Consider the following 26,950-nt stretch of genomic DNA (forward strand, 5'->3'; position numbering starts at 1 on the left):
TGAGAAAAATATCGTCACCTTCCACCCGCACATCCAACACCTGAGTTTGGGGTGGAATGGCGCTGGTAAGGTGGGGATCCCTGGGGCCGGCAATCAGCTCCTCCAGAGCCAGGCGGATGGCTTCCTGAGCGTCGAAGGCGCGAACCGTGCGCTCTTGCTGCACATAGTAAATGGAGTTGTCGGCACTGGTCAGCCAATACAAGGAAAGCGTCTGCCGCGGCCCAATGGTGTACCACCAGGCTGCCCCCATCGCCCCCAGCCCCAGCAAAAAGCCGAGGATCCCCAGTTGTAGGGCCCGGCCCCGACGCGGGCGGGAACGCCGTCCTCCCAACCTGACGGAGCTGAGCTGTGCGGTACGGCCTCCGTAGTGGCTCATCGCTGGCGATCCCCCTCTCTAACCTAGCTCTAGGGTAGCGAAGAAAAGCCCTCCCTGCCGGGGATCCCCCATAGGCTGGACAGGCAAAAGTGCGGCAGCAACTGGGATCCCTTTATTTGTATGATGATAATGATTTACACCCGGCATTGCTGAGTCGATAACTGAGCACACAAGGAGCTGAGCCTCAATCATGGTTACTGCCACCGCTACTGCCACCAATGTTGGCTACATCACTCAGGTCATTGGGCCTGTGATCGACGCCGAGTTTCCCAGCGGCAAGCTGCCCGAAATCTACAATGCCCTCAAGGTGGAGGGCACAACCGAAAGCGGCCTGAAGGTTAACGTCACCTTTGAGGTGCAGCAGCTTTTGGGGGATAACCGCGTGCGTGCGGTGGCCATGTCCTCGACCGACGGCCTGGTGCGGGGCATGCCGGTGGTGGATACGGGCGCTCCGATTACTGTGCCGGTCGGGCAGCCCACCCTGGGGCGCATTTTCAATGTGCTGGGAGAGCCGGTTGACCAAGGAGAGCCCGTTCAAGCCCAAGAATTTGCCCCCATCCACCGCAGTGCGCCTCCACTTGTCGATTTGACGATTAAGCCAGAGCCCTTTGAAACCGGCATCAAGGTGATTGACCTGCTGGCCCCCTTCAAAAAGGGGGGCAAGGTGGGCCTGTTTGGCGGTGCCGGCGTCGGCAAGACAGTGCTCATCCAGGAGCTGATCCACAACATCGCTGAGGAGCACTCTGGCCTATCGGTGTTTGCGGGCGTGGGAGAGCGCACCCGCGAGGGCAATGACCTCTACAACGAGATGAAAGAATCCGGTGTGCTGGACAAAGTGGCGCTGGTCTATGGCCAGATGAACGAGCCACCGGGTGCCCGCATGCGGGTTGGCCTGACTGCCCTGACCATGGCAGAGTACTTCCGCGACGTTAACAAGCAGGACGTGCTGCTGTTCATCGACAATATCTTCCGCTTTGTGCAGGCCGGGTCGGAAGTGTCGGCGCTGTTGGGCCGCATGCCCTCGGCAGTAGGTTACCAGCCCACCTTGGCCACCGAAATGGGCAACCTGCAAGAGCGCATCACCTCCACCAAGCAGGGATCCATCACCTCGGTGCAGGCGGTGTATGTGCCTGCTGACGACTTGACGGATCCGGCCCCGGCCACCACCTTTGCCCACCTCGACTCCACGGTGGTGTTGTCCCGCAGCTTGGCGGCTAAGGGTATTTATCCAGCGGTGGATCCCCTGGATTCCTCTTCCACCATCCTGCAGGCGGACATTGTGGGCGAAGAGCACTACAACACTGCCCGGGCGGTGAAGCAAACTCTGCAGCGCTACAAAGAGCTGCAAGATATCATCGCCATCCTGGGGCTGGACGAGCTGTCGGAAGAGGACAAGCTGGTGGTGGCCCGTGCCCGCCGCATCGAGCGTTTCCTGTCCCAGCCGTTCTTCGTGGCGGAGGTATTCACTGGCTCCCCCGGCAAGTATGTGAAATTGGCAGACACCATCAAGGGCTTCCAGCGCATTTTGTCGGGAGAACTGGACGATCTGCCGGAGCAAGCCTTCTACTTGGTGGGCACCATCGAAGAGGCCATCGAGAAAGCCGAGAAGCTCAAGTCCAAGTGATCCCTCACCCCCAGCCCCTTTCCCACAGGAGGAGAGGGGAGTTGCCGATAGCGCGGCGACTGGGCTCCCCAGGGTTGAAGGGGGGAACGCCCTGGTGGCATTGCTGACTGAAAGCGCTCCCCAGACCCGGCAGGGCTCCTTCTTTTCGGGGGAGCCTTGGTTTTATCTACAGGTGGGACGGCTGCTAGGGATCCCCGGCGACAGGCCCGAAGCGATAGCCCTTGCCGTAGACGGCGTGGATCAATTCTGCTGCCCCGGGCAACCTGAGGCGTCGCCGCAGCAGGCGCACCTGGGCTGCCAAGACGTTGCTGCTGGGGGGATCCTCTCCGGCCCACACCTGCTCGTAGATCTGGTCGTGGGTGAGCAACTGGCCGGGATGGGTCATGAAGTACTCCAGCAGGCGAAACTCTTTTTGAGAGAGGTGGATCATCCGCCCCTGCCGGTAGGCCACCTGGTTCTCCCGATCCAGCTCCAAATCCCCGACCTGCAGGCGAGGGATCCCTTCTCCAGGGCCGGTGGCCCGCCGCAAGAGGGCTCGCACCCGCGCCAGCAGTTCCCGCAGCTCAAACGGCTTTACCAAGTAATCATCTGCCCCGGCATCCAGCCCTTCCACCCGGTCGTCTAGGGTATCTTTGGCCGTCAGAAACAGGATAGGGGTGGTGCAATCCACCTGCCGTACCCGCTGGCAGAGGGAAAGCCCAGAGAGCTCCGGCAACATCCAATCCAAGACCAGCAGATTGTAGGGCAGGGATCCCGTCTTTTGCAGCAGTTCCCAGGCTCGCCCCCCCGTGTAGGCCACGTCCACCGTGTAGCCCTCTCGCCTCAATTGCTGGGCCAGAGAATCGGCCAACTCCACTTCATCGTCCACCAATAAAATCCGTGCCATAGGACTCCGTCCCGCTAACGCGAACACCTCAGGACTCGGTCTCGCTGTTGTCTTGGAAACAATGTGGAGCGCTGACGTACTCAGAAAAGGACTCCGTCCCGCCAGAACTGGAGAGCGGCTCAAGCTGCAAGGATAGATCGTAAAGGCGGCGCCGCGTCCAGATGGGGGATCCCTGCAGACGCTGGGCCAACCGGCGGCTGGCTGCGGAGCGGGATAGGCCCTCGGCCAGCAACCGGGCCATTTCTTGGCGAATTTCCGCTTCCGAAGCACCGTCTCCCAGCCCGTTCAAGGACTCCGCCCCGCCCCTGGCAGGGTTGTTGCTTTGTAACGCTGTCGCGACGGGGCCGCGAACGGCACCGACATATCCCTCAAGCAAGAGGGTGAACTCCCCTCGGGGCGGCTGAGCAGCGCAGTGCTCCAAGGCTGCTGCCAGGGATCCCCGCCAGAAGGACTCGTACAGCTTGGTCAGCTCCCGCGCCAGCACGATCTGCCGCTCTGGGCCGCAGTGATCCAGCAGATCCTGCAGAGTTTGGCGCAGGCGATGGGGGGCTTCATAGAGAACGACGGTGCGCTCTTCTTGGGCCAACTGTTGCAGGCGGGCCTGTCGCTGACTGGGTTTAAGAGGTAAAAATCCCTCGAACACGAATCGTTCTGTGGGCAGGCCCGAAGCGGTCAAGGCCGCAACAGCAGCTACCGGCCCCGGCACAGGGATCACCGGGATCCCAGCTTGAATGCAGGCACGCACCAGCTCTTCTCCCGGATCGGAAATGGCGGGGGTGCCGGCATCGCTGATCAGGGCCACCGACTGGCCCGCCGACAGATACTTCAGGAGTTGAGGGATCCGCTGGGCAGCGTTGTGCTCGTGATAGCTGATGAGGCGGGCGGAGATTTGAAAATGTTTAAGAAGCTGGCCGGAGTGGCGAGTATCTTCTGCTGCCACCCAATCCACCTCGCGCAGAACCCGCAGCGCCCGCAGGGTGATGTCTTCGCGGTTGCCGATGGGGGTAGCCACCAAATAAAGGCTGGCGGTGGGGTGTTCCATCCCGAGCTCCAAGGCTGAGCTGCCGATAACCAGACAATAGCCAATTAGAGCAATTAGAGATCGCCTCGGATCCCCAGATTAACTTCTCTTGGCCGGTGCCCCGATACCCAGGCATCTGCCTTTCGTGCTAGCGTTGCGTAGCAACAATGAGGAGTGAGGATTGAGAAGTGAGGCTCTTTTCTCTCTGCTCTTTCCTCTTTTCTCTCTGGAGAAGGATCCCGGTGCGCTTGACAACGCGGGCCACCTATAGCATCAGGGCTTTGTTGGATCTGGCTATGCTCGGCTCCGGGCAAATGGCTTCGGTGCGGGCCATTGCCGAGCGACAGGGAATCCCGGCTCCCTACCTGGAAAAGTTGCTGATTGAGTTGCGGCAGGCTGGCTTGGTTTGTTCCCAACGGGGGGCCCAGGGGGGCTACCGGCTGGCACGGGCACCGCGGCGGATCCCGATTAGCGCCATTTTGGCGGCAGTGGGAGAATCCTTGGATCCTCTCATGGACAGTTCTAATCCTTCAGCCGTGCATCCGGCGGAGCGGCTGGACTGGGTGACGGAAGCCCTGTGGCAGCGGATCGCTCGACGGGTGCAGCAGGTGTTGGAGGAAACCACTCTGGAAGATCTGTATTTTGATGCCCGGAGCTGGCAAGCGGCTCAGGATCAGGAGAGTGGATTTGTGGTTTGATCGCGTTAGCGGGACGGAGTCCTTTCGCGTTAGTGGGACGGAGCCCTTTCCCGGCGGCTGGCTGTTTTTTCCGGCCCAACCGACTGCCGGGCTGGTGCTGGCGGCAGCTTTGGTATTGGATTACCTGCTGGCGGATCCCTGGGGTTGGCCTCATCCGGTGCGGGTGATGGGGGCTGTAATTGCCTGGGGACAAGGCTATATCCTCAAGCACTGTTCGACTCCGCAAGCACAACGGTGGGGCGGGGCAGTGCTCACCCTGGCTCTGGTGGGGGGATCCTACGGCATAGGCTGGGGGCTGGTCGCCATTGGCAATGCCATCCATCCCTGGGCAGGGATCCTCATGCAGGTAACCCTCATGGCCAGTTGTCTGGGAGGGCGCAGCCTGCGCTTTGCTGCGTTGGAGGTGTTGGATCCCTTGGAAAAAGGGGATCTGCCGGAGGCCCGTCAACGGCTCAGCCGCTACGTGGGGCGGGATACAGAGCACCTGACGGAGCCGGAGATTTTGCGGGCGGTGATTGAGACGGTGGCCGAAAATACCCCCGACGGAGCGACTGCCCCTCTGTTCTACGCCTTCTTGGGAGGGGCACCCTTGGCCTTGGCCTACAAGGCCAGCAGCACTCTGGATTCGATGGTAGGCTACCGCCATCCCCCCTTCACCCATTTGGGCACGGTGCCGGCCCGCTGTGAGGATGGGCTGACTTGGCTGCCCTGCCGCCTGACGGTGCTCACCCTGGCCCTGCTCAGCCGGGATCCCTGGGGGTTTTGGCAGCGGTGTCGTCAGGATGCGCAGGCGGATCCCAGCCCCAATTCCGGGTGGAGCGAGGCGGCTTTTGCCTGGCGGCTGCAGATCCAACTGGGGGGAACCAATTTCTATCGCGGGATCCCGAAGGTGAAACCCAAATTGGGGATCCCGGCTCGCCCTTTGACCCCGCAAGTGGTGCAGGAAAGTTTGGGGCTGCTGCGACAGGTTGTTTGGATTTGGGGGAGTTTGATGGTGGGAATAACTCTCTTGTTGAGCCTATCACGGCCAACTTAGCTATCGTCTTATAGTCGTTTCAGGTTAGAGTGAGGCGCCTGGGCCATTGAGAGTGAGAGAAGCCTTCTAGCCGCGTATAATCAACATTGGGTTTATGGGTTTAGTGTCCTAGTTTGAATCGAAATGACCAGAGGCAGAAAACGGGAGGTCATGCGGTCAAGACTAAACGGCTTGGAACGTCGCATGCGCATGGACAAGAGCTCCGGGATCCGAGAGCTTTTCTATCCTAAGGGGTAGGCTAGCTCAGCACCCAGCGCTGCAGGGCAATGCCGAGCAGCAGGCCAAGGCCGCCGAAGCGCACCACCTGCCAAAAGGTGGCAGGGACAGGATTAAACACCTCTAGCACATAAGCCTGGAGGCGTTGCTCCAGTTGGCTGGCTTCGGCTTGGATTTCAGCCCATTGTTCAGGGGAAAGCTGGGCCATGCGCTCCAGTTCCCGCAGATCGGCAAGGCGAGCCTGGAGACTCTGGAGTTTTTCCTGCAGAGCCTCGAGAGAATCGGAGGGAAAGGATTCCGTCCCGCTATCGCGATTGGGGTTGGCCGTCACGGCTGGGCCTTTGTAGGGGGGTAGGCTTGGGGAGAACGGGATCCGGCAAATCCGGTTTGGATCTCGTTGAAAGGTTTGGCTTTGATCACCCCTGGGGGAACGGGATCCAACTTGAAGAGGGCGCGAATGGCGTTTTCCACCTCGGTGATGGGGCGGTTGCCGGCGGATTGATAGACAATGTTTCCCTCTGGGTCGAAGAGAAGGGTTTGAGGCACTTGTCCGGTGTAGTATTGGCCGCGCTCGTCGCCGGGTAAGAGGGAATCGACCGAGTAGGGAATGAAATAGACTCCCAGCCCGTAGCGAACCTGCAGGTTGGCAATGGTGGCAGCGTATTTTTTGCAATCGCTGCTGTCATCGATGTAGTACACAAGGAGGGCCGGGATCCCTTGCTCTTTTGCCTGCTTCAGGGAGACGCGGGGGGGGATCATGCCGCCGTTGGCCCCGTAGAGGGCAAAGATGTTGCCATCGTAACGGTCGTCGTTGAGCAGAGCACTGGCGGGAGGGGAAAACCAACCCGTCAAAGTGATGAGCAGAGCCACCAGGAAGATACGAAGCAACAGCATGATCTCATGCTCTTCTGTGGAGGGATCCTTGGCGATCAATCTTTAGAGGTGGGGGATTTTCTCATTGTGCCATCTTGCGCTGTCGCTGCGTCGTTGCCGTTCAACACTGACGCGACCAGGGTCGAGGTGGAGACGGAAGAGCGTGGGCTTGTATGCGCTTGAAAAAAGCCCAGAAGGTCAACTTCACGTTCGGGGACCCAAAAGTAAGCGAAACGGGCCTGTTAGCGGCTACAGGCTCAAGCGGCAAAATGAATGCGCAGGTAGTCTTCTTCCATCTTGGCGCGGGCCGGGGTCATGGCCGCTAAAGTCTGGGGCAGAACCAAGTTGCGGCGGTGGTTGCCGATGCGGATGTTCAGCTCATCCCCGGTTTTGGTCAATTCCACCCGCTCTTTCGGGATCCCTGGCAGGTAAAGATCCAGTCGGTACTGGCCGTTGTCGGTCACCACATTCAGAGTTTGCTCGGCATAGAGCACGTCCGCCGGGTTGCGATCCCCCCAAAGGTCTTTTTTCAGGCGGGCCAGGGCATCCCACCCCACCAACTCCTCGGAGTACAGCGGGATCTCGAAGACCGGCAGGGGGGCAAAGTTTTCGTGGATTTCCTGCCGATATCTTTGCTGGGCAGCCTTCCAAGCGGCAAAGTAGGGATCCACCACTCCATCCGGCAAAATGCGGTTGGCGATCACCAAATCGGTGGCCACCCCGTAGAGGCTGAGGTAGGCGTGGGCCCGCAGCGATTCTTTGATCACCATCTTTTCCGGGTTGGTGACCAGCCGCACGGAGGTGATGCGGTTATCGGTGAGGATGCGCTCCAGCCGCTCGATCTTCTGATAGAACTCATAGGGGGCATCCAGCACCTGGTCATTGGGCAGCGGGATCCCGGTCAGCCCCTTCACAATCGGCTCGGCGATGGGACGTAGCATTTGCGCCAGCCCTTGCAGGGGTTTGTAGAACTTGCGCATGTACCAGCCCGAAACATCCGGCAGGCTCAAGAGGCGCAGAGCCGTGCCCGTGGGGGCCGAGTCGATGATTAGCACATCGAACTTGCCTTCGTCGTAATGGCGATTCACCCGCACCAGGGCAAAGATCTCATCCATCCCCGGCAAAATCGCCAGCTCCTGCGCCTGCACCCCATCTAGCCCTCGCGCCTGCAGCACCTGGGTAATATAGGTTTTGACAGATCCCCAATTCAGCTCCAGTTCGTTGAGGGCGTCCAACTCCGCTCCCCAAAGGTTGGGTTTGACCTCGACCGGCTCGTGGCCCAAGGGCTGATCGAAGCTATCGGCCAGAGAGTGAGCCGGATCTGTGCTCAGCACCAGAGTTTTCAGGCCGATCTCGGCACAACGCCAGCCGGTCGCCGCCGCCATCGAGGTTTTGCCGACTCCACCCTTGCCGGTCATGAGGATGATGCGTTGCATGAGAGTGCCATTTACATTCTTTTACATCCCTAGCCTAACCGATTTGCTGTGCTCTTCGAGAGGCAGCCAAGGGGCTGAGGTGCAGCCAGCGGGTAAACTATTCATTTGATTACCAAATGATTGCCAAAAAGCTGATGGCAATCATGGCCAAGAAGTCAAGCCTGTTGCAGGCATGTGGGAGGTGTGTGATGATCTGTCGCTGGCGGAGTGTGTTGCTGGTTGCCATCCTGACACTGGGGCTATGGCTGGGATCCCTTCCTGTGCAAGCGGCTGCTGTCCTGCCCCGAGAGCTGCAACAACTGGAGCAACAGGTGGAGCGACTGCAAAGCCTGGTGGAGGCGGAGGACTGGTTGGAGATCCGCTCCTACATCCACGGGCCGATGGGACTCACTCGTAAGACCTTGACCGGCCTGGCGGCTACCCTGCCAGATAAACAAAAGCGGGAAGTGCTGCGCCTGGCCAAGGAGATGGGCCGCAGCTTGGAACAACTGGACTTTGCTGCCAAAGCCTATGACCAACCTGAGGTGGAAGCAGCCCAAGCCAAGGTGAAAAAGACGCTGCAGGAGCTGGAGGCTGCGTTTTCCTAGTGGGGATCCCTTCTCTCTTTGGCGAATAGCGTCGTTTCAGGTTAGGGTGAGACGCCTGGGCTGCTGAAAAAAGCCTTCTGACCCCATGCGTTATTGCTCCGCAACGCTGACGCGACGACGCGACCAGCGTTTTAGGTGGTTTTAGGTGTGGGTGAGTGCCTTAGTTTGAATCGAAATGACATAAAAGCACTCCAGAAAAGCAGGGATCCCCAAACAGGGATCCCCGATTTTATTTGGCCGGAGCCGCAAGCCAAGCTAGGGCTGCCGCCGGAAGCTCCTGACTTCCAAAACCGGCCCTACCTGAGCCACCGTCACCATGTCTTCTTTGATCTGTCCCTGGATGGTGACCTCTAGCCCCTCTTGCAAGAGCTCTTTGGGGGCACGGAAAAGGGCGTAGTGCTCGCCGGAAGGCAGGGTTAGCACCCACACCCCCCCTTCAATATCCAGGAACTGGATGGTACCGCTGTACTCTTGCATCACCGCCTCAGCGCCAGCCCGGTTGCCGTGGACTGAGATTCCGTAGACGCTTGCGCTCCCAAGTAGGCCAGGCCCAGGCAGAGCAAGCCATTGAAGAGCAAGAAGGAGCGACCCAACCAAGCAGAGGATCCAAGCCATAGCACCCCCTCATAGAACAGGGATCCGGACAAGAGCAGATGCGAGGCCATGCCGATGCACAGGCCGATCACCGCCCAGCGCCAGCGCCGATGGCCCAGGAGCAGCAACATCAACAGGCCTGGGATCAACACGCTGGCAAATAGGGGGTTCAAGGCATTGGTCTGGGCAAAGGCGGTGCCCAACTCCGGCAGGGAGCTACCCGCCAATTGGAAGGGCCAACGGGGGCCACCGACAATCGCCAACCCCTGCAAGGGGAAAAGACCGGCACTGCCCAAAAGCATCCCAGCCAGCAAAGGCACCGTCTGCAGCAGCCGCTTGGGAGCCAGCCACCAGCGGATCAGCACCAGGATAATGTAGCCGCCCACCACCATCAGCAGCTTCGGCACCAGAGCAATCGGGCCACCATCGAACCAGAAGCGCGGGTTGAGGTAGCCATTGTTGTTCAGGTACTGCAGGAAGTCCTTCAACCAGAGCACCAAGGGGTTTTCCTCCTGTTGCCCTGTGGCCCTGGCCAGCGCCTTGGCTGCATCCAAACGACCAGCCCCGTAGAAGTTCTGTTTGTCGCCGGGCACTGGGGTAGCCGACATTTTCAGCACTTCCTCCACCTTGTCCGGGTCTTTGATGCCCTGAGCCTGGATCAGAGCTGCCACACCGGCTACGTGGGGAGTGGCCATGCTGGTGCCTTGGAAGTAGGCAAAGACCGGCTCGTTGGGGTTACGACGATTGATGGTTTGCTGCAGGATGCCGTATTCGGGGTGATCGGGAGTTTTGGCTCCGCCGGGGGCAGAGATGTCCACCCCCACACCATAGTTGGAGTAGGGAGCTTTTTACACGTTGGGCCCCGGGGCCGAGACGGCGATCACATGCGGGTAGCGGGCCGGGTAGCTCACCTGGTTGGAGTTTTCGTTGCCGGCGGCTGCGATCACCGTCACCCCTTTGCTATGGGCATAGGCCACTGCCTCTTCCATCAGTTGGGCAGAAGCGCGGCTACCCAGGCTGAGGTTGATGATCGTAGCCCCGTGGTCGGCAGCATAGCGGATCCCTTCCACCACATCCGACAGGGATCCAAAGCCATTGGCATCCAACACCCGTACCGGCATGATCTTGGCCTTGAAGGCAATGCCGGCTACACCCAAGACATTGTTGGTGGATTGGGCGATGGTTCCCGCCACATGGGTGCCGTGGCCGTTGAGGTCTTCCGGCTCCTCATCGTCATCCACAAAGTCGTAGCCCTTAACAAATTGGGTTTGGGCTAGATCCGGCACTCGTGTTACTCCCGTGTCCACCACGGCTACCGTCACCCCTTCCCCTTGGGAGATGTCCCAGGCTTCCGGCATGCGGATGGCCCTGAGGTTCCATTGCTGGGGATAGAGGCGGTCGTTGGGCACGAAAGCCGCCTGGAATTGATAGTTGGGGTGAGCATACTCGATCAAGGCTTCGTCGGTGAGCCGCTTAACCAGCCGCCGCGTGGATCCCAGGTGGTTGGCATCCACGTCAAACAGGTAGATCGCTTCTTGGCGGGCAAAAGCGCTGTCGCTGCTGGGGCGGAGCGTCAAGTGATACTCTTTAGCGATAGCAGCAATCTGACTGGGGGTGGCCGTGTTTACAAAATTGACCACGATGCTGTCGTAGGGGGCGGATCCCTTGCCGCAAGCCGTCAACAGCAAGGCCATCAAGCCGGCGCAGCAAAGACCCAACCAGCGTCTGAATTTCATAATTCACGCCCTCGGGATCCAAAATTGTTGCAACCAGTATGCCCTCTGGATTGACAATTGACGAGATGAGATCCGGCATGGGGGCAAAATTGCCAAAAGGTGCAACCTTCGCCGCGCAAGAAGGGATCCCAGCCCTGCCGAGAAAGTGCTATGACAAGATGAGCGTAAATTGCCGCTTGGAGGGGGGAATCAGGATCGATGGATAGAGTCTTGCAGCTCATGATCCAGGGTTGGTATTACTCCATCCCCCTGTTGACGTTCTCGGTCTTCTCGGTGGCCTGTTGCATTGAGCGGGTGCTGTTTTGGTGGAAGATCACCCATCGGCAGGAGGAGGTGGTGCAGCAAGCCCTGAGCCAGTACCGCCGCAACCCACGCGCTGCCCAGTATTTGCTGGAGCAAAATGCCGATCTGCCGATTGCCCGCATCTTTTTGGCCGGGTTGGAGCTGAACGAGGCCAGCCCGGAAGATTTTAAGCTGGCTCTGGAAACGGCCCTGGCGGCAGAAGTGCCTCTGCTGAAGCGCTTCAACACTGTCTTCGACACCGTAATCACCGTTGCCCCCTTCTTGGGCTTGCTGGGCACCGTTACCGGCATCATCCAGATCCTCAGCTCCATCCAACTGGGGGATATCGGCGGCACCGATACGCAGGGGGTAGGTCAGGGGATCGCCGAAGCCCTGTACTCGACGGCCTTTGGGCTGATCGTGGCCATTCCCACCCTGCTGATCTCCAATGTCTTCCGCTCTTTGTACCTGCGGCAACTTTCCAAGATCCAGGAGTACGGCGGCGAGCTGGAACTGCTGCATCGGCAACGGCAAGAAATGCAGGCCCAGCAGCTTTCTCAGTACCCCTACACAAAGCCCAGCCCCAGCGGCAGCTCTACCCTTCCCCCTTACTCGTCGCTTGAGCCCTCGTAGCCTATGCGAATCCCGGAAGAAAACTTTAGATCCGGCGAGATCAACATCGTGCCTTTGATCGATGTCATTTTTTCGATCTTGGTGTTTTTCGTGATCGCCAGCTTGGTGCTCACCCGCTCCGAGGCTCTGGATGTGAACCTGCCGGACGCGACCACAGCCGAAGTTCGTCTGCAGCCGGATGTAACGGTGAGCGTGACGGCGGAAGGACAGATTGCCGTCAATCAGGAGAAAATTGCCGATATTTCTGCCCTGATCCCGGCAGTGGAACGCATCCTGGCCGAGAAGCCGGCTGAAGGGCGGCGCTTGGTGGTGATCAACGCCGATTTGGCCCTCTCCCACGGCAAGGTGGTGGAGGTGATGGATACTCTGCAGCGGGTGCCCAATGTCAGCCTGGCAATTGCCGCCCGCCGCCCCAGCAGTAATCGGTAGCCAGCTTAGGATTTGGGCCAGTTTTGTCAAATATAGTCATTTCAGGTTAGGGTGAGACGCCTAGGCTACTGGTCGCGCCAGCGGGACGGAGTCCTTGAAAAACCTTCTGGCCCTCTGCATTATCGCTCCGCAACGCTATTGCTCTGCAACGCCGACGCGACCAACGTTTGGGGTGTGGGTGCAGTGTCCTGGTTTAAATCGAAATGACCATAGACCCAGTTTTCCGGTAAGCTCATTTGCTAACCCGCTCTCTAGCCTGGGGGTGAGGGGTCATCCTGCGCCCAGCACCTGAATCAGGAGTGCCTTTTGCACATGTAGGCGATTTTCCGCCTGATCCCACACGCGGGACTGGGATCCCTCCAATACTTCAGTGGTGATTTCCTCTTCCCGGTGGGCCGGCAGGCAGTGCAGCACAATGGCTTCCGGATCTGCCTGTTGCATCAGCTCGGCATTGACCTGGTAGGGCAGAAAGGTGGCCTTGCGGGCCTCGGCCTCAGCTTCTTGACCCATGCTGGCCCACACGTCGGTATAGACCACCTGGGATCCAGAGACGGCTTCCTGGGGATCCTGCAGCACCAACACCTGGGATCCCTGGGCCAGAGTGCGGGCTTGCTCCACCACTGCCGCATCCGGCTCGTAACCGGGGGGGGTGGCGACGCGGATGTGGATCCCGCTCATGGCACAACCCAACAGCAGGGAGTGGGCAACGTTATTGCCATCGCCGCAATAGGCCAGGGTCAGGCCCGCCAGTTGGCCAAAGTTCTCCTGAATGGTGAGCAGATCGGCCAACACCTGACAGGGGTGAAACTGATCGGTGAGGGCGTTGATCACCGGAATATCGGCATACTCGGCAAAGGTTTCCAGTTCCTTCTGGTGGTAGGTGCGAATGGCGATCACATCCAGGTAGCGGGAGAGGACGCGGGCCGTATCCTGCAGGGGTTCGCCGCGGCTCACCTGCATCACTGTCGGCACCAGATCGAGGGTGCTGCCCCCGCATTGGGCCATGGCTGCCGTAAAACTGGCGCGGGTGCGGGTAGAAGCCTTCTGAAACAACAGCCCCAACACCCGACCCCGCAGCTCCACCCGATAGGGATCCCGCTTTAACTCAGCCGCCTGGGCTAGCAGGGCCGACAGCTCCGCCGGGGTTAGGTCGCTGAGCTTGAGCAGATCCCGTCCGACCAAATTCATGGATCCCGCGATCTTCGACCCCGCCATTGTGCTACGCGCCACCTACAGAAACAATAAAAGCATTTTCAACCCAGGGTTGGTGGACAGTCCTCAAGGGTTTGGCCATTCCCTCAACCACGGCTTCAGGAATGTCCATCTCAAACCCATCAAAACCGCTCCCAACACCGGCTAACGTGAAGAAGAACGAATGGCCTCTTGGGCCTGCTGCCGACGGGCAGAGATCTGAGCCTGCAGAGCCTGGATGGCAGCAGCGTACTGTGGGTCGGCTGGGGTGGCCACCAGCTCTCGGTTCTGGCTGAGCCGCTTCAGATCTTCCTCGGACAATTCCACCAAAATGTCGGGGGTAATGCCCTTGTGGTCGATGTCGTTACCGTTGGGAGTGCGATAACGGGCAATGGTTACCGCCAGCCCCGAGCCATCAGACAGGGGATGCACCGACTGCACCAGGCCCTTGCCGAAAGTTTGCGTGCCGACGATCACGGCGCGACGGTTATCCTGCAGAGCCCCCGACAGAATCTCGCTGGCGCTGGCCGAGCCACCATCCACCAAAACGGCCAAAGGTTTATCGGTAAGGGCCGTGTTGTTGGCCGTCAGGCGATCCTGCTCCCCTTGGCGGTTCACCGTCGAGACAATGCTGCCCCGGTTAATCCACATGCGGGCAATCTCGGCGCTGGAGTAGAGCAGGCCCCCTGGGTTGGCGCGCAAATCCAGAACGTAGGCGGCTACCCCTTGTTTTTCCAGCTCGCGAATGGCTTGGCGCATCTTCTCGGCGGCGTTGCCGGAAAACTGGGTGATGCGAATGTAGCCGATGGGCAGGCCGTTCTCCTCGTGAACCTTGTAGCGCACGGTGGCCAGCTCAATTCTTTCCCGCACCAAATCGAACACCTTTAGCCCTTCCCCCTCGCGGCGAATGGTCAGCCGCACCCGCGTACCCGGCTCGCCCCGAATGAGGTTGACTGCAGCGTTGGTGTCCATGCCTTCGGTGGACTTGTCGTCGATGCGCACGATCACGTCTTTGGATTTGATCCCAGCCCGGTCGGCAGGAGACCCTTCAATGGGGGAGATCACCACCAGCTCGTTTGTCTCCTGATCCATGCCCAGCGTGATCCCCACCCCGGTCAGCTCACCGGATGTATCGATTTGCATGCTGGCAAACTGATCCGGATCCAGAAATCGGGTGTAGGGATCGTTCAGTTTCTTCAGGGCTTCCCGAATGGCCGCGTAGGCATCTTCTCGGGTGGCATACTCTCGGCTGAGCAGATCCCGCCGCACCGCTTCCCAATCCAGGGAATTAAAAGACGGATCCACATATTCCCGATTGACAATTTGCCAAACCTCGTCCACCACCTCTTTGGGATCCCGGCGAAACCCCGCCCAACCCGGCATAGATAGCTGCACGCCGACCAGCGATACCGCTGTCATCACTGCAGCCGTTGCACTGACCACAAACCCACGCTTTCTCATTGGCTCTCCTGGAAGGCGCTAAAAGTCAAGGTTGACGAGGTGGATCTCCAGAGGTGGATCTCTAATTGTCAGGGAACTGGGTTTCGAGCAAGGGTCTTCCCCTATGCGAACTTCAGCTTAGAAGCATCGAGAGCGATGAAGGGCTCCCCTGCCGCAGCAAGTGGGATCCGGATTTTGGTAGGCTACAGATAACCCCAACCGACTGTGCCCAACCTAGCATAGGGATCCCTGCCGGGGGTGCTTCTAGGATCACAGTTCAACACAACTTTGTTACAACCTATCATCGCAACCCTTTTCTTCCAAATGGGCACTTTGCCCCCTTTCTGACTCTATGTCCCTTGCCACCGATTGCCCCAGCTCGCTTGCCTCTGCCTCAGAGCGCCCGCTGCTGTCCCAAGTGCAGTTGGCCCGCGCTGCTGCCCAACACACGGCCACCTTGCCCACGGCTATTAAGAATGCCGCTCTAGAGGCCATGGCCACTGCCTTGTTGGAGCACCAAGAGTCTATCTTGGCCGCCAACCGGGCGGATTTGGAGCGGGCGGCGGAGATGGTGAAAGCCGGGGAGTTGTCGGCATCTGCCTATGCTCGCCTGAAGCTGGATGCCCACAAACTGGCCGACATGGTGGCCGGAGTGCGGCAGGTGATCCGGCTGGGGGATCCGGTAGGCCGAGCTTTGCTGATCCGGGAACTGGACGAGGGGCTAATTTTGGAACGGCGCACCTACCCTTTGGGGGTGCTGGGGGTGATCTTCGAGTCGCGGCCCGATGCTTTGGTGCAAATTGCTGCCCTGGCGGTGAAAACCGGCAATAGCGTCTTGCTCAAGGGGGGATCCGAAGCTTTGCTCTCCTGTCAAGCCTTGATGGCGGCCATCCAGGCGGGCCTGCAGCAGATCCCAGAGTTTCCCCAGGGATCCCTGCAGTTGCTCACCAGCCGCGCCGAGGTCAAGGCCCTACTGCAACTGGAGGGGCTGGTAGACCTGATCATCCCCCGCGGCTCCAGCAGCTTTGTCCGCTACATCCTGGAGAATACCCGCATCCCGGTATTGGGCCATGCCGATGGCCTGTGTCACCTGTACGTGGATCGGGCAGCGGATGTGGACATGGCGATCAAGCTGACGGTGGACAGCAAAACCCAGTACCCCGCCGCCTGCAATGCCATCGAGACCCTGTTGGTCCACAAGGCCATAGCCCCCCACTTTTTGCCTCTGGCGGTCAAGGCCCTGCGGGAAAAGGGGGTGGAATTGCGGGGGGATCCCCTCTGCCGCGAGCTGGTGCCCGATCTGATCCCGGCCACCGAGGACGACTGGAGCACCGAGTATGCCGATTTGATCCTCTCTATTAAAGTGGTGGGCTCCCTTGACGAGGCCATTGCCCACATCCAGCAGTACGGATCCCGCCATACCGAAGCGATTGTAACCGAGGATGCCGCTGCTGCCCGGCGATTTTTGGATGAAGTAGATGCAGCGGGGGTCTTTCACAACGCTTCCACCCGCTTTGCCGACGGGTTTCGCTACGGCTTTGGGGCAGAAGTGGGCATCAGCACCCAAAAACTGCCGCCGCGCGGCCCGGTGGGCTTGGAAGGCTTGGTGACTTACCGCTACCAACTGCGAGGGCAAGGACATCTTGTAGCCGACTACACAGGCCCCCAGGCGCGACCTTTTCAACATCGGGATCGCCTGAACAACACCGGCTTAGCTTAGCTGCAAAAGCCGGCTGTACAAACCGGCTGTACAAAGCAGTCGTTCACAAAAACCGTTCTCCTCGTCTTCGCGGCTCCAGGTTGAGGTAAATTAAAAAATAGCTTCGTGATTGCCAAGGGTTGCGCTTTGCGGCGCGCTATGGTGTGACAATGGACTACCGGGTTCCGGGTTTGATGTTATGGGCTTGAGCGCCCTAGATGTAGCGCTTTGCATTTTGGCCTTTTGTTATTTCGATTAGGAGCTTCGCTGGATCATGCCTGTGCGTCTGTATGTTGGAAATCTGCCGGAAGAGGTGGATCGTCAGGCACTGGAGAAGCTCTTTCGCTCTGCCGGTGAGGTCATTTCCACCAAGGTGATCCGGGATCGGAAGACAGGCAAATGCCGCGGCTTCGGCTTTGTAACGGTAAACACCCAAGAGCAGGCGCAGCAGTACATCGAAAAGTTCAACGGCCACAGCTTTGGGGATGTCAACTTGCGCATTGAGCTCGCCCAGCCGCGCGACCGAGGGGAAGAAGGCGAATCCAAAACAGCGACCTCTGAGCCTTCATCCAAAGAGTCCAGAGGTTCCAAAGATTCCAGAGCGTCCAGAGATTCTGAGGCCAAGGGCTCTAAAGAGTCGGCAGAAAACCCTGCCCCCAGCAAGAAGCAACGCCAGCGCGGCAATAAGGGTGGGCGCTCCACCGTCGTCGCCGAAAGTGAGGCAGCCTCTGAGCCGGATCCCCGCTGGGCCAGCCAGTTGCAGCGGATCAAGGAGCAGCTTCTGCAGGTCACCAATTCCTAACCCCCCCCGAACGAGTGATAGACACTGTTGGGATCTGACGGTAGGCTGGGTGAGTTGCGACGGCTCTAGGCATGTTTGAGAGGGGGGTTGGGATGCATAGGCTGGTGAGGATTTTTCGCGCTTGGGGGCGGAGCTTGGCCTGGGCTGGACTTTTGTTCGGGCTGACGGTTCTGCTGGGAGTGGGAAGTGGAGCTCCGGTTTTCCTACCAGCGGCGGCGGCTGCCCCGGCGGATTTGGAAGAGCAGGTGCTGCAGATCATTCGAAAGAACCCCCAGGTGATTCTGGAGGCCGTACAGGAATACCAGCAGCGACAGTACCAGGAGCAGCAGCAACAACAGCAGCGGCTGGCGGAGGAATTTGGCCGTCAACTGCGGGAGAACCCACGCGCCGTCATCGGAGATTCCCCTCGACTGGGATCCGACGCTCTGCGGTTAGTGTTGGTGGAGTTCTCCGATTTTCAATGCCCCTTCTGCGCCCGCGCCCACAGCACCCTCAAGCAGTTCATGGCCGACCACGGGGATGAGGTGACCTTGGTGTACAAGCACCTGCCCCTGACCAGCATCCACCCAGAAGCGATGTCGGCTGCCCGGGCTGCTTGGGCCGCCCAACGTCAAGGTAAGTTCTGGGAGTTTCACGACGAGCTGTTTGCCAACCAATCCCAGCTTGGGGATGGGTTTTATGTGGCCACTGCTGAGAAGCTGGGCTTGAATGTAGAAAAATTCAATCGGGATCGGCGCAGTCGGGCGGCAGAGCGCGCCATTCAGCGAGATATCGACCTGGCCTCTCAACTGGGCATCGGCGGCACCCCCCATTTCATCTTGAACGGCATTGCCTTCTCCGGTGCGCAGCCGCTGGAGGTGTTTGAGCAGACGCTGCAGCAGGCTAAGCAAGCCCTCTAGGAAAAATGCTCCGCACTGCTATTGAAACAGGTGGTGTATTGCAAACAGGTGGTGCAACGGCTGGCCTATCCTTCTTACCAGCCTCGCCCAGTTGCCCAAACGCTCCGTCCTTGAGGAGGGCTTTACGGTAGGCTCAGGGCAGTGGCAGGGTAGTCAACCGCTCTATTCGCCCAAGCGGGCTGTAGGCTTTGACAAGCCAGTAGGGTGGGGAGTATGTCAAAAGCAGAAACTCACCCAAGTCGCCATTTGGGCCGAATGGGGATCCCCAACGGCAGGGAAGGAGGAGAGCGTTTATGGCGGAAGTGGCTCTTGGCTACTCCACGGGCAGGATGCGGGCATCGAACCCTGCTTCGGCCAGAGAGCGCCGCGCCTGTTCGGCGTTGGCCCGTTGCCGGTAGGTGCCCACCTGAATCACTGAGCCCCGCAGGAAGGCATCAGGGGCAAACTGTTGCAGCTTGGGTAGGGCCTCTTCCCCAGCCGGCACCACCACCCAAAATCCGCTGCCACCTTCTTCCCCAGGAGGAACAGCCTGGGCAGGCGAGGAGGAGACGGGATCCGCTTGCAAAAGAGGCTGAGAGCGGCGCAGATCGGCGGGGAAGATCCCCGCTTCGTAGCCTTGGCCGGCCAGGTAACGCACCTGATCAGCGGCAGCAGCAGGGTCGGCAAACCCACCTGTGCGCACCACCCGCAGGTCATCGTAGATCAAGGGCAGGGATCCCTCTAGGAGTTGTTTTAGCGCAGGCCATTTCTCCCCGGTGGGATCGGCCACCAACACCCAATAGCGCTCTCCTTGTGCTGGGTTGGAGATGGGATCCTGGCCCGCATTTTCTCCTACCAGCGACACCGCCACTGCCGGTAACCCCTGAGCGGTTAGCCAGCGGGCTTGATCCTGGGCCAACGACAGGCGGGAGAAGGTTCCCGTTTGCAAAGCAACCTGGCCGCGGTACTGCACCACAGTGGCTCCTGGAAAGAAGCGGCGCACCCGTTCTTCCAAACGGGGATCACCGGTGGGGTTGGGCACGTGGGTGGCAAAGGGACGCTGGGGATCCAAGGGCGGAGCGGTTGGCGTCGGCGGCACAGAGGCTTTTGAGCTGGCAGCAGGGCGGCTGGGTGCTGCTTGGGCAGGAAAAGCAGGGGGCAGAGGGGGATCCGTCTCTTGGCGGCTCACCACCCGCACCGATAACCCCAGCCGTTCCAAGTCGGCCTGACGGCGTTGAGCATGGCTACGGTTGATGAACGTCCCCGCCAGAATGAAAACCTGCCCATCCCCTTGCACAAAATAGGCATCCGGCACCTGGGTGCGCACCTGAGCCAACTCCGCCGCCCCATCCGCCAGTACATGCACTTGGTAACGGGTCAGGGCCAAAGCAGCCGGCAGGACGTTCCCATTAACGGCGTGGAGCACAAGGGCAAAGGCCGCCAGGGATCCGGCAAAGAGGGCCGGTTGCGCTGGCAACAGGAGTGCGGAGCACTTTAGCCAGCCGTAGTCCTTACGGGCGTTGCACATGGGATCCATCTCCTCTGGCGGGATTGGCGGCAACTCAAACCTCTGCATCCGGGATGGAGTCTTTGCCTGGGCCTGCGGGGATCCCCCACAGTGCCAGAGCTCGCAGTTCACCCCCTTGCGGGAAGGACAACTCAAAGCTAGCGTAAGCCGAAGTTTGGGCAAGGCTGTGCCAGGGATGGGCTTGCAGATGCCGCCCACCACCGATAGAATGCTCCGCACTGCCACCGCAAAGATGCAGCCCAGTTAGGTTCACGGGAGAAACACAGATCTAGTGCATCTCCAGTATAGATAGGCTGGCAAGACTCTATCGCTATGGCTTGTCGGGGAGTTTGTTTCAGAGGCGACGGCGGCGGGATGGAGTCCTCGCCACAAGGGTGCGGGATCCCCCCAGGGCAAAGCGGATGATCTCCGTCTTGTACTGCTGCGAGCCCTCTGTGTAGCGGGCAAGCTGAATGGCAGATCCCTGGCCGGAAGGAAGCAAGAACCGTTCGCGACAGTGGTGGGGGGCACCCTCTGGAGTTTCGGCTTCGAGGGCGATGAAAAACCGCAGACGCAGCAGCACTTCCAACTTGGACAGGTGCTCGGTTTGCTCTGGCACCAAGCGGCCTAACGAGATTTGTAGGCGCGGCCTGCGTCGCCGAGATCCGGGGCGGCCCCAAAGCTGCTGGGCCAGTGTCCACAGAGAGGTCTGCTCAGAGGACTTGACCAACAGCTTTAAGCCTGTCAGCGGGTTAAGACCATAGGTAAGCAGCAGAGAATACATCGGCGGCAGGAAAGATTCAGAGGAGCGTTTTGAGCTAACGTCAAAAGGATACCCTCTAGGCCAACTGTAGCACTGCCTACCCTCTATCCCCATCCAAGCCCCACCCTTCCCTATGGCCGGGATCCCTGCTCAACGCTGGCTGTTTCATCCGGTGGACAAGTTGGCTGCCCAAAGCTTGGCTGAGGCAGTGGGGATCTCGCCTGTGTTGGCTCAGATCTTACTCAATCGCGGGCTCTCCAGCCCTGCTGCCGTGCAGCAGTACCTGCAGCCGGATCCCGCCCACCTGCCTCCACCCAGTCAGGATTTTGCCGATTTGCCCCTGGCGGTGGACTTGCTGGACGGGGCGATTCGCCGACAAGAGCCCATCGCCATTTGCGGCGACTACGATGCCGACGGCATGACCAGCACGGCCCTGCTGCTGCGGGCTTTGCAGGACGCTCCAGTGCATTACCGCATCCCCAGCCGCATGACGGAGGGCTATGGCCTCAACAGCCGCATGGTGCAAGAGCTGCACCGAGAGGGGGTGCGCCTCATTCTCACCGTGGACAACGGCATCTCCGCCCACGAGCCCATCCAACTGGCCAAAGCTCTGGGCTTGACGGTAATCGTGACGGATCACCACGATTTGCCGCCCCAGTTGCCCCCTGCCGATGCCATCCTCAATCCCAAGCAGCTCCCCGTTTCTTCTCCCTATCGGGGGATGGCCGGGGTGGGAGTTGCCTACCTCCTGGCCCAGGCGCTGGCCGAGCGCCGTGGTGATGGCCATCTGCAGCGGGTGGCCCTGGAACTGTTTACTGTGGGCACCATTGCCGATCTGGCGCCGCTGACGGGGGTTAACCGCCTTTGGGTGCGGCAGGGGCTGCACCTCTTGCCCACCTCCCAGGTGGCAGGGATCCGCGCCCTTCTGCAGGTGATGGGCATGCAGGGATCCCTGGAGGGGCTGCGGCCTGAGTGGATTGGATTTGGCCTGGGGCCCCGCATCAATGCCGTTGGGCGAATTGGCCGGGCGAGAATGGGGATCCAGTTGCTGACCACCGACGATCCCCTGCAAGCAGAGAAACTGGCCCGCCGCTGCGAACGGCTCAACCAGGTGCGGCAGCAGATGTGCGGGCGCATCGAGGCAGAAGCCCTAGAGCAAATTGCCCAGCAAGGCCGGGATTTGCAGCAGGAACGGGTATTGACGATTTTGGGATCCCCTCAGCAGAAATGGCATAAAGGGGTGATCGGCATTGTGGCCTCGCGGTTGGCAGAGCGTTTTGGCTGTCCGGTATTCATCGGCAGTCAGTCGCGGCAGGGGGAGATCAGCGGCTCGGCGCGGCAGGGGATCCCCGAGTTTGACGTGTTTCAAGCGTTGGAGTTTTGCAAGGATCTGTTCACCAAGCACGGCGGCCACCCCGCTGCCGGGGGATTTAGCCTGAGAGCAGAAGACTGGCCTTTTTTTGAAGAACGATTGCGGCAGTTTGCCCAACAGCAGTTGCAGCCGGAGCAGATCCAGCCGCTGGTGCAAATCGATGCCGAAGTGTCGCTGTCAGATCTCACCCTTGACCTCTATCGAGAGCTGCAGCATCTGCAGCCCTGTGGCATCGGCAATCCTGAGCCGGTCTTCTGCAGCCGCAACCTGCAGGTTCTGCAACAGCAGCGATTTGGCCCAGTTCCCGGCCACCTGAAGCTGCTGCTCCGGGATCCTGCTCTCCCTACGCAACGCTCCCATGGGTTACGTGCTACTCGGACGGAGTCCTCTTGTCCGGGCAGGAGCGACTCAGCCGCCAAAACCCCCAGTGATGACCGCGGAGTGGCCAGCATCACCGATGCGTTGGTGGGGATCACAAACGCGAAGCCCCAGCGCCCTCTTTGGGCCATCCGTTGGCGGGGAGCGGAAATCTATCCGCTGCCAGAGCGAGTTGATGTAGCCTACACGCTCAAGGCCAAAACATGGCAGGGAGAAACCCAACTGGAGCTGGAAATTCTCGGGATCCAACCTGCCCAAGAGGCTGCCACTGCCGGCAACCCCCCTCTCGAGAAAACAGCGCCCCGCACCCCTGATGGGAGCAAGTCTCCCATCTCCCCCGCCTCTCTGGATGCCACTCCTCCCATGCCCAACTCCAAGCCCTCGACTGGCTCCCAGAGGGGGACAGAGCCCTCACTTCTGGTGATCTGGCGCCCCACCCCCCAGCCCACCCAGCCCTTGCGTTGGCAAGCTGTAGACCGGTTTTCTGTCCTCTGGCCTCAGGCGCAGGGAACCATCCTGTTCTACGGCTTCCGCCGCCCCTCGCTGGTCTTGTCTTCAAGGCCTACGGCCCGCTATCGCGAACGGCGGTACCTGACTCTCCACTACGACCGTCCCCAAGCCGGCCACCGCTATGATCAACTCTGGTTGTGGAGCTGGCCCCCTTCTCTGGATCACCTCAAGTGGCTGCTCTGTTGCACCCCCAGCAGCGAGCTGTTGATTGCCGTCCATCAGCAAGCGGTGCCCCTGCCCTCCGCTGCCAGCTTGCAACGCCAGCTCCGCCAATACCTGCAAACCCGCAGCCAGGTGGATCTGCTGCGCTTGGCCCAGCAGTGGTGGCTGTCTCCGGCAGTGTTGGTGGCAGGATTACGCTCCCTGGGGTACGCCTGCCCGGATTTTGGCCCCACGGGATCCCTCGGCGAAGAACTGGAAGCCCAGCAAGCTTGGTACAGCAGCTCCTGGCAGCAGGTTGCCGCCCTGCTTCAGCGATCCCACCTGGATTCTTCTGCTGCAGAGGCCCATGGGGATTAAACTGCTGCTCGGCTCTGACTACCACGGCAGCGCTCGGCTGATCCGGCAGGCCCTTGCCCATCTGCCGGAGGTGGATGCTTACATCAACTGCGGGGATTTCTGTTCCAAGGCCGGCAAACCTTCCCGCAAGGCCACCCAGGGCTTTCATCCGGCAGCCCAAGCAGAGGTGGTTCATCTGCAATCCTTTTTGGCGGCAGTGGAGAGCCTGGGCAAACCCTGGCTCTTTTTACCTGGCAACCACGATCCAGCAGCTTCGGTTTTGAATTCGCTGGTTGGCTGTTGGGGGCGGGCCATCACCCAGTCCTGCTGCTTTGAGTGGCTGGGGTTACAGGTTTTGGCTGTACCCTGGACTCCCCCCTGTGGCTGGAGCTGGTCTCTCACCTCTGCCCATTTGCAGGAGCTGCTCACCCTCTACAGTCAACCCCCCCGGCCCATTGACCTGCTGCTCACCCACGCTCCGCCGCGAGGCTTTTTGGATGAAGGCGGGAAGTGGTATCACCGTCGCACACCCACCTTGCGCCCCCTTTTGGAACAGGTGCAGCCCCGCTACTACATCTGCGGACACATGCACTGGGATGGGGGCAAGGTAGAGCGGTGCGGATCCACCCTGGTGATTAACACAGCCCTGCACAACATGGTTCTCGAGATCCATTAGGCAGGAAGCCCTTGGACAGCCTTCCGCCTCCTCAGATTTCCGCTACATCCATACGATTCGTAGGAACCTTCCATGACCCGTCCTTTGATCTTGGCCAGCAGTAGCCCCGGCAAATGGCGCGAGTTCAATGCCTTTTTCCAGGCCCATGCCCCTGCTTGGGAGCTGCGCCGCATGCCCTCAGAAATTGAGGTGGAAGAAACCGGCACCACCTTTGCCGAAAATGCCCTTCTCAAAGCCAGAGCCGTGGCCAAGTCTCTGGGGGAGTGGGCCATTGCCGACGATTCCGGCCTAGCGGTAGAAGCCCTTGGCGGTGCCCCTGGGATCCGCTCGGCTCGCTATGCCCCCAACGATGCTGCCCGCATCGAGCGGTTGCTCAGGGAAATGGAAGGGATCCCAAATCGCCGAGCCACCTTTCACTGCGCCATCGCCCTGGTGGATCCCCAAGGTGTAGTGCATGCCCTGGTGGAAGGGGTATGCTCGGGAGAGATCTTGACCCAGCCGCGGGGAGAGGGGGGGTTTGGCTATGACCCCCTGTTTTGGGTGCCCGAAGTGGGGCTAACCTTTGCCGAGATGAGCCCAGCTCAAAAAGAGGCCATCGGCCACCGAGGCCGAGCCTTGCGCGCCTTGAAAGCGCAGTTGCCTCTCCTGGAGAAGCGTATGGGCTGGCTTGGATCCCAGGAATAGCCCCCGATGTCCTGGCTGGGGAGCTGCTAGCATACAATAGTCCCTTCCCTTCGGGGGAGTGAAATTGAAAGCCGTCTTGCCTTGGCAGCTGAGGGGAGCGCTCGAAGAACTATGGGTTTTTCTGAGTTTGAGGATCAAGATCCCATTGCAGCAGCGGAACGGACTGCTGCCCCTGATCCCAGCCGCCATTCCCCGGATTCTGCCGGTGAGGAAGCCGCGATCTCCTCGGTTGCAAACTCTGGTGAAGGAAGGGGGCGGCAAAGTCGTCGTTCTCCACCCCCTTTGCCGGAAGAGGGCTCAACCTTTGTGGGCGCAGAGGATTGGCTGGACGTTCGCGGTAGCGGGACGGAGTCCTTGGAGAATGGGCGGGATAGCTACAGGGAGTCCGCGCAAGGGGCCACTTCTCGCCCTTCCAACCGCTCCCCCCAGACTGGCCGAGACGAGGGGTCTCGTGTTGACAGCGAAAAGGGGGGGCAGAAAGCCGCTGCAGGAGGAGCCGGTGAGCGCCCTGGGCAAGCGCTAGTTCCCCGCCGTTCTGTCTCCGGCAGCCGAGGTTACGACGGATCCGCCCGTTCCTCTGCCTTTCGCGGTAGCGGGACGGAGTCCTTTGCTGGCCGCTCGCGTAAGCGGGACGGAGTCCTTGGGGAATCCGGCTACCGCAGTGACTACAGCCGTTCCGCGGCTTACGGCTACACCTCCAGCTATGTTGGCGGTGGGGGATATGGCGGTGGTGGGCGAGGCGGCAGCTCCAGCGGGGGGGTCTCCTCCTCCGATCTGACGATCCTGCTGGTGGTGGCCCTGCTGGCCTTCTTCGGGGGATTCGCTATCCGCAACATCTTCGCCGAGTCGGGCGGCTTTGACGATGAGCGCCCCATCCGCGCTGCCAATGTGCCCGCAGCCTTTCGCGATTTTTGCTTTGCCTATAACGGCACTGCCTCCTTTACTGTGGTGCAACTGACCAGCGTTTCTGCTCTGACCATGGCTTCGGTGCCCGTTTACAAGATGGATACTTGCACCATCCCCGTCAGCCAAACGGCCAATGCCCTCCAAGCTTTGGGCATCCGCGGCCGGGCCAACACCTTGGGCCCCCAGCTGGGGGGATCCAACCTCACCCTGATCCAGCTCCCCTTGGCCAGCAGCTTGGCGCGCGCCGTGTACAGCCAGTTTCCTGGCTTGGCTACTCAGGGCAACGAGGCGCAGGTTTTGTCCCAACTGGAAGCCACCATCAACAACGCCCTGCGCTCCAACATCGAAGGGTTAGCCCTGCAAAGCCTGGAGCCCACCAACATCCCCGACGTCTACGTGGTGGTGCCGGGGCACTCCTTTAATTTGCAGCCCCAACTCAACCTGCGCTAACCCTCCTGCAGAGGACGACGGTGTGTTCATCACCCTAGAAGGCGGGGAAGGGGTGGGCAAAACCACCCAACAGGCCCTCTTGGTTGAGCGGCTGCGCCAAGAAGGCTACGCTTGCCTGTGTACCCGCGAGCCGGGGGGCACGGCGCTGGGCAAAACGCTGCGGGAGCTGTTGCTGCACGGGGATCCCTTTAGCCCTCTGGCGGAGTTGCTCCTGTACGCGGCGGATCGGGCTGAACACGTGAGCAAAGTCATCGCGCCGGCTCTGGCGGCAGGGCAGGTGGTGGTTTGCGACCGCTTTACCGATTCCACCCTGGCCTACCAGGGCTACGGTCGGGGGCTGGACTTGGAGAAGATCCGCCAGCTCAACCACTTAGCCACCGGCGGGTTGCAGCCGCACCTCACCCTGTGGCTGGATCTCCCCCCAGAGGTGGGGCTGGCGCGGAAGGCCTCCGGCCCGCTGGCGCGTTCGCGACAGCGTCGCGTAGCGATAACAGGGTCTTGCGACAAGCTCGAACAAGAACACCTGGAGTTCCACCGCCGCGTCTACCAAGGGTTCCAGGCTCTGGCTGCCGCAGAACCACAGCGGATTGTCCGCGTTGATGCCCAGGGATCCCCGGCAGAGGTGGCTGCCCGCCTCTGGTCAGTGGTCGAACCCCGCCTACCACTTGCGACAGCAGGCCGGGAGCCCTAGACTGATACATTTACGCTGAACATTGCTGAACATCACTGTTCAACTATGCAGCGATAGCATTCTGTTTGTTTCCAAACA

Annotated in this window: 27 protein-coding genes and 1 pseudogene; 15 read left to right on the forward strand and 13 right to left on the reverse strand. The window is 60.3% G+C overall.

Annotated elements, in window-relative coordinates; translation table 11 throughout:
* On the reverse strand, positions 1-376 hold a 376-nt coding region (locus NW838_RS06835), incomplete at its 3' end, for a GerMN domain-containing protein (protein WP_414427749.1).
* Between the two features lie 190 nt (positions 377-566).
* Between NW838_RS06835 and atpD the strand changes: the two genes are divergently transcribed.
* Complete coding sequence (gene atpD / locus NW838_RS06840) at positions 567-2,000, forward strand: F0F1 ATP synthase subunit beta (RefSeq protein WP_414407185.1); 1,434 nt, start codon at positions 567-569, stop codon at positions 1,998-2,000.
* 184 nt (positions 2,001-2,184) lie between these two features.
* Here the strand turns inward: atpD and rppA are convergent, their stop codons facing one another.
* On the reverse strand, positions 2,185-2,886 hold the full coding sequence (rppA, locus tag NW838_RS06845; protein WP_414427750.1) for a two-component system response regulator RppA: 702 nt from the start codon (positions 2,884-2,886) through the stop codon (positions 2,185-2,187).
* 28 nt (positions 2,887-2,914) lie between these two features.
* The gene (gene rsmI / locus NW838_RS06850) at positions 2,915-3,928 is read right to left on the reverse strand and encodes a 16S rRNA (cytidine(1402)-2'-O)-methyltransferase (RefSeq protein WP_414356863.1); all 1,014 of its coding nucleotides are present in this window, start codon (positions 3,926-3,928) and stop codon (positions 2,915-2,917) included.
* A gap of 221 nt (positions 3,929-4,149) precedes the next feature.
* On the opposite strand from rsmI, the gene NW838_RS06855 reads away from it, so the two are divergent.
* Both NW838_RS06855 and cbiB read left to right on the forward strand, forming a co-directional pair.
* On the forward strand, positions 4,150-4,605 hold the full coding sequence (locus tag NW838_RS06855) for an Rrf2 family transcriptional regulator (protein WP_414356862.1): 456 nt from the start codon (positions 4,150-4,152) through the stop codon (positions 4,603-4,605).
* Positions 4,589-5,641, forward strand: coding sequence for an adenosylcobinamide-phosphate synthase CbiB (gene cbiB, locus NW838_RS06860; RefSeq protein WP_414356860.1), 1,053 nt, complete (start codon positions 4,589-4,591; stop codon positions 5,639-5,641). The genes NW838_RS06855 and cbiB overlap by 17 nt, the downstream gene beginning before the upstream one ends.
* A gap of 238 nt (positions 5,642-5,879) precedes the next feature.
* Here cbiB and NW838_RS06865 read toward each other — a convergent pair whose 3' ends face one another.
* From NW838_RS06865 to NW838_RS06875, 3 genes are all read right to left on the reverse strand, one after another.
* Complete coding sequence (locus NW838_RS06865; RefSeq protein ID WP_414356858.1) at positions 5,880-6,188, reverse strand: hypothetical protein; 309 nt, start codon at positions 6,186-6,188, stop codon at positions 5,880-5,882.
* Positions 6,185-6,751, reverse strand: a complete 567-nt coding sequence (locus NW838_RS06870; RefSeq protein WP_414356857.1) for a thylakoid membrane photosystem I accumulation factor — start codon at positions 6,749-6,751, stop codon at positions 6,185-6,187. The genes NW838_RS06865 and NW838_RS06870 overlap by 4 nt, the downstream gene beginning before the upstream one ends.
* A gap of 236 nt (positions 6,752-6,987) precedes the next feature.
* Positions 6,988-8,166 carry a TRC40/GET3/ArsA family transport-energizing ATPase gene (locus tag NW838_RS06875; protein WP_414356855.1) on the reverse strand — a complete coding sequence of 393 codons (1,179 nt, stop codon included), beginning with the start codon at positions 8,164-8,166 and terminating at the stop codon, positions 6,988-6,990.
* Between the two features lie 143 nt (positions 8,167-8,309).
* Here NW838_RS06875 and psbQ point away from each other — a divergent pair, with 143 nt between their 5' ends.
* Entirely contained in the window at positions 8,310-8,753 is a 444-nt protein-coding gene (gene psbQ / locus NW838_RS06880) for a photosystem II protein PsbQ (RefSeq protein ID WP_414427751.1), read from the forward strand.
* A 255-nt stretch (positions 8,754-9,008) separates the two neighbouring features.
* Here psbQ and NW838_RS06885 read toward each other — a convergent pair whose 3' ends face one another.
* The 3 genes and pseudogenes from NW838_RS06885 to NW838_RS06895 form a co-directional block, all read right to left on the reverse strand.
* A complete protein-coding gene (locus tag NW838_RS06885; RefSeq protein ID WP_414356853.1) occupies positions 9,009-9,230 on the reverse strand; it encodes a hypothetical protein in 222 nt (73 codons plus the stop codon).
* Complete coding sequence (locus NW838_RS06890) at positions 9,230-9,940, reverse strand: DUF5942 domain-containing protein (protein WP_414427757.1); 711 nt, start codon at positions 9,938-9,940, stop codon at positions 9,230-9,232. The genes NW838_RS06885 and NW838_RS06890 overlap by 1 nt, the downstream gene beginning before the upstream one ends.
* Positions 9,917-11,083: pseudogene (locus NW838_RS06895) on the reverse strand (S8 family peptidase); the annotation flags it as partial. The gene NW838_RS06890 and the pseudogene NW838_RS06895, both read right to left, overlap by 24 nt.
* 222 nt (positions 11,084-11,305) lie before the next feature.
* On the opposite strand from NW838_RS06895, the gene NW838_RS06900 reads away from it, so the two are divergent.
* Together NW838_RS06900 and NW838_RS06905 are read left to right on the forward strand one after the other, a co-directional pair.
* A complete protein-coding gene (locus NW838_RS06900) occupies positions 11,306-11,998 on the forward strand; it encodes a MotA/TolQ/ExbB proton channel family protein (protein WP_414427758.1) in 693 nt (230 codons plus the stop codon).
* Positions 11,999-12,001: 3 nt separating this feature from the next.
* Positions 12,002-12,427, forward strand: coding sequence for an ExbD/TolR family protein (locus NW838_RS06905; RefSeq protein ID WP_414357623.1), 426 nt, complete (start codon positions 12,002-12,004; stop codon positions 12,425-12,427).
* Between the two features lie 270 nt (positions 12,428-12,697).
* Here the strand turns inward: NW838_RS06905 and argF are convergent, their stop codons facing one another.
* The gene (gene argF, locus NW838_RS06910; RefSeq protein ID WP_414357622.1) at positions 12,698-13,615 is read right to left on the reverse strand and encodes an ornithine carbamoyltransferase; all 918 of its coding nucleotides are present in this window, start codon (positions 13,613-13,615) and stop codon (positions 12,698-12,700) included.
* Between argF and NW838_RS06915 the strand changes: the two genes are divergently transcribed.
* Positions 13,614-13,787 (forward strand): hypothetical protein, encoded by a 174-nt coding sequence (locus NW838_RS06915; protein WP_414357621.1) that lies wholly within the window; start codon positions 13,614-13,616, stop codon positions 13,785-13,787. The genes argF and NW838_RS06915 overlap by 2 nt on opposite strands.
* Here NW838_RS06915 and ctpC read toward each other — a convergent pair.
* The gene (ctpC, locus tag NW838_RS06920) at positions 13,784-15,079 is read right to left on the reverse strand and encodes a carboxyl-terminal processing protease CtpC (RefSeq protein ID WP_414427752.1); all 1,296 of its coding nucleotides are present in this window, start codon (positions 15,077-15,079) and stop codon (positions 13,784-13,786) included. The genes NW838_RS06915 and ctpC overlap by 4 nt on opposite strands.
* A 331-nt stretch (positions 15,080-15,410) precedes the next feature.
* Between ctpC and NW838_RS06925 the strand changes: the two genes are divergently transcribed.
* From NW838_RS06925 to NW838_RS06935, 3 genes are all read left to right on the forward strand, one after another.
* Positions 15,411-16,778: a glutamate-5-semialdehyde dehydrogenase gene (locus NW838_RS06925; protein ID WP_414357619.1), complete on the forward strand. Its 1,368-nt coding sequence runs from the start codon at positions 15,411-15,413 to the stop codon at positions 16,776-16,778.
* Positions 16,779-17,031: 253 nt separating this feature from the next.
* On the forward strand, positions 17,032-17,559 hold the full coding sequence (locus NW838_RS06930) for an RNA recognition motif domain-containing protein (protein ID WP_414352054.1): 528 nt from the start codon (positions 17,032-17,034) through the stop codon (positions 17,557-17,559).
* 134 nt (positions 17,560-17,693) lie between these two features.
* Complete coding sequence (locus tag NW838_RS06935) at positions 17,694-18,458, forward strand: DsbA family protein (RefSeq protein WP_414427753.1); 765 nt, start codon at positions 17,694-17,696, stop codon at positions 18,456-18,458.
* A 313-nt stretch (positions 18,459-18,771) separates the two neighbouring features.
* On the opposite strand, the gene NW838_RS06940 is transcribed toward NW838_RS06935, so the two are convergent.
* The gene (locus tag NW838_RS06940; RefSeq protein ID WP_414427754.1) at positions 18,772-20,190 is read right to left on the reverse strand and encodes an SPOR domain-containing protein; all 1,419 of its coding nucleotides are present in this window, start codon (positions 20,188-20,190) and stop codon (positions 18,772-18,774) included.
* Positions 20,191-20,299: 109 nt separating this feature from the next.
* The gene (locus NW838_RS06945) at positions 20,300-20,728 is read right to left on the reverse strand and encodes a hypothetical protein (RefSeq protein ID WP_414357616.1); all 429 of its coding nucleotides are present in this window, start codon (positions 20,726-20,728) and stop codon (positions 20,300-20,302) included.
* 112 nt (positions 20,729-20,840) lie between these two features.
* Here NW838_RS06945 and recJ point away from each other — a divergent pair, with 112 nt between their 5' ends.
* The 5 genes from recJ to tmk all read left to right on the forward strand — a co-directional run bounded on the left by recJ (position 20,841) and on the right by tmk (position 26,872).
* Positions 20,841-23,486 carry a single-stranded-DNA-specific exonuclease RecJ gene (gene recJ, locus NW838_RS06950; protein WP_414427755.1) on the forward strand — a complete coding sequence of 882 codons (2,646 nt, stop codon included), beginning with the start codon at positions 20,841-20,843 and terminating at the stop codon, positions 23,484-23,486.
* Positions 23,476-24,141, forward strand: coding sequence for a metallophosphoesterase family protein (locus NW838_RS06955; RefSeq protein ID WP_414357614.1), 666 nt, complete (start codon positions 23,476-23,478; stop codon positions 24,139-24,141). Before recJ ends, NW838_RS06955 begins: the two co-directional genes overlap by 11 nt.
* Positions 24,142-24,213: 72 nt before the next feature.
* Complete coding sequence (rdgB, locus tag NW838_RS06960; protein WP_414357613.1) at positions 24,214-24,825, forward strand: RdgB/HAM1 family non-canonical purine NTP pyrophosphatase; 612 nt, start codon at positions 24,214-24,216, stop codon at positions 24,823-24,825.
* Positions 24,826-24,936: 111 nt separating this feature from the next.
* The gene (locus NW838_RS06965; RefSeq protein WP_414357612.1) at positions 24,937-26,181 is read left to right on the forward strand and encodes a hypothetical protein; all 1,245 of its coding nucleotides are present in this window, start codon (positions 24,937-24,939) and stop codon (positions 26,179-26,181) included.
* A 22-nt stretch (positions 26,182-26,203) separates the two neighbouring features.
* Positions 26,204-26,872: a dTMP kinase gene (tmk, locus tag NW838_RS06970; protein WP_414427756.1), complete on the forward strand. Its 669-nt coding sequence runs from the start codon at positions 26,204-26,206 to the stop codon at positions 26,870-26,872.
* Positions 26,873-26,950 lie beyond the last annotated feature (78 nt).

This window comes from Synechococcus sp. R55.2 (assembly GCF_047462075.1).
GTDB lineage: Bacteria > Cyanobacteriota > Cyanobacteriia > Thermostichales > Thermostichaceae > Thermostichus.